The 3,983-nt window shown below is 70.8% G+C and carries 3 protein-coding genes and 1 pseudogene; 2 read left to right on the forward strand and 2 right to left on the reverse strand.

The window, feature by feature from the left end:
• Both B7X32_RS19315 and B7X32_RS19320 read left to right on the forward strand, forming a co-directional pair.
• Positions 1–571: pseudogene (locus B7X32_RS19315) on the forward strand (diaminopimelate decarboxylase); the annotation flags it as partial.
• A gap of 44 nt (positions 572–615) precedes the next feature.
• The gene (locus tag B7X32_RS19320; RefSeq protein ID WP_292723450.1) at positions 616–1,158 is read left to right on the forward strand and encodes an NUDIX domain-containing protein; all 543 of its coding nucleotides are present in this window, start codon (positions 616–618) and stop codon (positions 1,156–1,158) included.
• Between the two features lie 29 nt (positions 1,159–1,187).
• Here B7X32_RS19320 and B7X32_RS19325 read toward each other — a convergent pair whose 3' ends face one another.
• Together B7X32_RS19325 and fdhD are read right to left on the reverse strand one after the other, a co-directional pair.
• Positions 1,188–3,542, reverse strand: a complete 2,355-nt coding sequence (locus B7X32_RS19325; protein ID WP_292723452.1) for an FdhF/YdeP family oxidoreductase — start codon at positions 3,540–3,542, stop codon at positions 1,188–1,190.
• A partial coding sequence (fdhD, locus tag B7X32_RS19330; protein WP_292723454.1) for a formate dehydrogenase accessory sulfurtransferase FdhD occupies positions 3,539–3,983 on the reverse strand: 445 nt, incomplete at its 5' end. The genes B7X32_RS19325 and fdhD, both read right to left, overlap by 4 nt.

Genomic DNA, 3,983 nt, shown 5'->3' on the forward strand with positions numbered 1-3,983 from the left:
GCTGGGCACTTTCCCCGTCTACGACCTCGGCGGAGGGCTGGGCGCGCGCTACACCTACGACGAGCACCCCACCTCGGTCGACGACTACGTCGAGGCGCTGCTCGCCGCGGCGGCGGAGCACCTCCCCGCCGAGGCCGAGATCATCATCGAGCCCGGACGCAGCATGGTCAATGGCTCGGCGCTGACCCTGTACACCGTGACCACGGTGAAGCGCGACGCCCGCACCTTCGTGGCGGTCGACGGCGGGATGGGCGACAACCTCGAGGTCGCGCTCTTCCAGCAGCGCTACGAGGCCGCGCTCGCTCAGCGCCTGCATGAGGACGCCGTGGAGGACGTGGTCGTGGTCGGTCGGCACTGCGAGTCCGGCGACGTCCTCATCGATCCGCTGCGCCTCCCCGAGGTCCGCGTCGGCGACCTGCTCGCGGTGCCCGCGACGGGCGCCTACACGCACACCATGGCGAACAACTACAACGGCTACCGCCGCCCTCCCGTGGTCTTCGTGCGCGACGGCGCGGCCAGAGCCGTGATCCGTCGCGAAACCTGGGAGGACCTGTTCGCCCGCGACCTCTGAGCGCCAGGACGACTCGCCTCGGGCGCCCGGGGCAGAATGGCGGGATGCGTCATCACGACCTGATCCGCGACCTGACCGCGCTGCCGTCGTCCCCCGTGCGGGACGCCTATCTCGAATTCGTCCGCGCGGGCGGCGACGACGCGCTGCGCCGCGACGGCGGAGCCGAGCACCTCACAGGATCCTGCTTCGTGTTCTCCCCCGACTTCGCCCAGGTGCTGCTCTGCTTCCACGGCAAGGGGCGGTTCTGGGTGCAGTTCGGCGGACACGTCGAGCCGCAGGACTCGTCGATCTCCGCGACTGCCCAGCGAGAGGCGCAGGAGGAATCCGGGATCCACGACCTGCGCCTGCTCTCGACCGCGATCCTGGATCTCGACCGGCATGCGCTGCACGGGGGCTTCTCCTGCGCCGCGCACTGGGACGTCGGCTTCGCGGCCCTCGCGGATCCTGCGGCGCCGATCGCCGTCAGCGACGAGAGCGAGGACGTGCGCTGGTTCCCGGTGGACGCTCTGCCCGCGCAGGTGCCCGATCGGTTCGGGGAGCGCCTCCGCGCCGTCCGGGCGGCGGCCCTGCGGGCTCCCGCCGCCTGAGGACGACGAGGCCCGCAGGGCAGCGGCGTTCAGGCCGCGCGCGCCGCGGACCGGGTGACCGTGACCTGGATGCTCTTCATGAGCGGCTGATCGCTCTGCGCGCTGAAATCTGCATGTCCGATCAGCACGTTCAACTCCGGCATGTAGCCGGCCGCGCAGCCCTGCGGAAGGTCGTAGGGCACCGCACGGAAGGCGCGCACGATGCGGGTGGATCCGTCCTTCGACGTCGACCGGATGTCGACGAGATCCCCCTCCGCGATCCCGCGGGCGCGCATGTCGTCCGCGTGCAGGAAGATCAGCTCGCGCAGGTTCTTCACGCCGCGATAGCGGTCGTTGCTCGAGTAGATCGTCGTGTTCCACTGATCGTGCGAGCGCATGGTCTGCAGCACCAGGGTGTCGGCGGAGGCGGGGATCACATCCGGCAGCGGCGCGTGCGAGAACTCCGCCTGCCCCGACTCTGTCTCGAACACGCGCTCGCGGGCCGGCTGCGGGATGCGGAAGCCGTGACGGTTACGGATCAGGTCGTTGAAGCCCTCGAAGCCGGGGAGGACCTGCGCCATGACGTCCCTGATGCGGTCGTAGTCGGCGATGTAGTCGTCCCACGGCGTCTGCGACGCCGGGAGCGTCGCCTTCGCGATGCCCGCGATGATCGCGGGCTCCGAGCGCAGGTACGCCGAGGCGGGCCGCTTGCGCCCCACCGAGAGGTGCACCATGCTCATCGCGTCCTCGACCGTCACGCCCTGCGGGCCGGACTGCTGCTGGTCGCGCTCGGTGCGTCCGAGGCACGGCAGGATCAGCGCCTTCTCGCCGTGGACGAGGTGGCTGCGGTTGAGCTTGGTGCTCACCTGCACGGTCAGCCGGCAGCGGCTGAGTCCTTCTGCGGTGTAGGGGGTGTCGGGGGCCGCGAGAACGAAGTTGCCGCCCATGCCGACGAAGACCTTGACCGTGCCGTCGTGCATGCCGCGGATCGTCTTGACGGTGTCCAGGCCGGCGTGACGCGGCGGATCGATGCGGCAGACCTCCGCGAGCCGGTCCGTCCACGCGGGCGGCCGGTGGTCGATGCCGCAGGTGCGGTTGCCCTGCACGTTGCTGTGCCCGCGCACGGGGGACGGCCCGGTCCCGGGGCGCCCGACGTTGCCGCGCAGCAGCAGCAGGTTCACGATCTCGCGCACGGTGTCCACGCCGTGCTCGTGCTGGCTCACGCCGAGGCACCAGCTGATGACGGTCCGCTCCGAGCCGAGGTAGATCGCCGCCGCTTCGCGGATCCGCTCCTCGCTGAGCCCGGACTGGCGCACCAGCTCCGCCCAGGGCGTCGCATCGACGAGCGCGCGGTAGTCCTCGAGCCCGTTCGTGTACGCGCGCAGGAATGCGGTGTCGAGGACGGAGGGATCCGCCTCGGCCGCCTCGAAGACGACCTTGGACATCCCGCGGATGAGCGCGAGATCGCCGCCGAGCCGCACCTGGAGGTTCATCGTGCTCGTAGCGGTGCTCTTGAACAGGGCCATGTCGACGAACTCGTGCGGCACGATCGTCCGTGTCGCCCCGACCTCGACGAGCGGGTTGACGTGCACCACCTGCGCGCCGCGGCGGACGGCGTCGGACAGCGCCGTGAGCATGCGCGGAGCGTTCGAGGCGGCGTTCACGCCGAGGACGAAGAGCGCGTCGCACTCCTCCCAGTCGCGCAGATCCGCCGTGCCCTTGCCCGTGGCGAGCGACGCCTTCAACGCGCGCCCCGAGGCCTCGTGGCACATGTTCGAGCAGTCCGGGAGGTTGTTGGTGCCGTATTCGCGCACCATGAGCTGATACAGGAACGTCGCCTCGTTGCTCAGCCGGCCGGAGGTGTAGAAGCTGGCCTCGTCGGGGCTGGCCAGGCCGCGCAGCTCCTCGCCGATGAGGGCGAACGCGTCGTCCCACGAGATCGGCACGTACCGGTCGGTCGCAGCGTCGTAGCTCATCGGCTCGGTGAGGCGCCCCTGGTCCTCGAGGTCGAAGTCCGTCCACTGCGACAGCTCCGCGACCGTGTGCGATGCGAAGAACTGCCGGTCGACGCGCTTGTGCGTCATCTCCCAGGTGACGTGCTTGATCCCGTTCTCGCAGATGTCCAGGCGCAGGTTGCCCGGATCGTCCGGCCAGGCGCAGCCGGGGCAGTCGTATCCGGAGACGCCGTGGTTCATGATGAGCATCGCGCCGGAGCCCGCGATCGGCTCGCGCTCGCGCAGCAGCACCTGTCCGACGGACTTCGCCGCCCCCCAGCCGGCGGCCGGGTGCCGGTACGGCTTGCGCGACCAGGCCGCCGTCGTGCGCGGTCCGTAGCCGCCCTGACGGGGCTCGTCCGGCATGAGTCCGAAGGCCGTTCCTCCGCGCGCGTCCACGTCGTCGCTCATCGCCCTGCCCGTCCTTCCCGCACGGGCTCCTCGCCCTGCGTCGCCGCATCGATCAGCACGCGCTCCGCGTGCGCGTACACGTTCATGGATCGTCCTCGCACGAAGCCGATCAGGGTCAGGCCGGTCTGCTCGGCGAGCTCCGCCGCCAGCGAGGACGGCGCGGACACGGCCGAGAGGATCGGGATCCCCGCCATGACGGCCTTCTGCACGAGCTCGAAGCTCGCCCGTCCGGAGACCTGCAGCACGGTCGAGCGCAGCGGGAGCCGTCCGTCCTGCAGCGCCCAGCCGACGACCTTGTCCACGGCGTTGTGTCGGCCCACGTCCTCCCTGATGACGAGCAGCTCGCCGCTGACGGCGTCGAAGAGCGCCGCGGCGTGCAGTCCGCCGGTCTTCTCGAACGCGGCCTGCCCGGCGCGGAGCCGGTCCGGCAGCTCCGCGATC

The organism is Microbacterium sp. 13-71-7 (genome assembly GCF_002257455.1).
Lineage (GTDB): Bacteria > Actinomycetota > Actinomycetes > Actinomycetales > Microbacteriaceae > Microbacterium.

Excerpts from the sequence above, each read along its gene's own strand:
- B7X32_RS19320 (WP_292723450.1), top strand. The coding sequence starts at position 616 with ATGCGTCATCACGACCTGATCCGCGACCTGACCGCGCTGCCGTCGTCC.
- B7X32_RS19325 (WP_292723452.1), bottom strand. The coding sequence starts at position 3,542 with ATGAGCGACGACGTGGACGCGCGCGGAGGAACGGCCTTCGGACTCATG.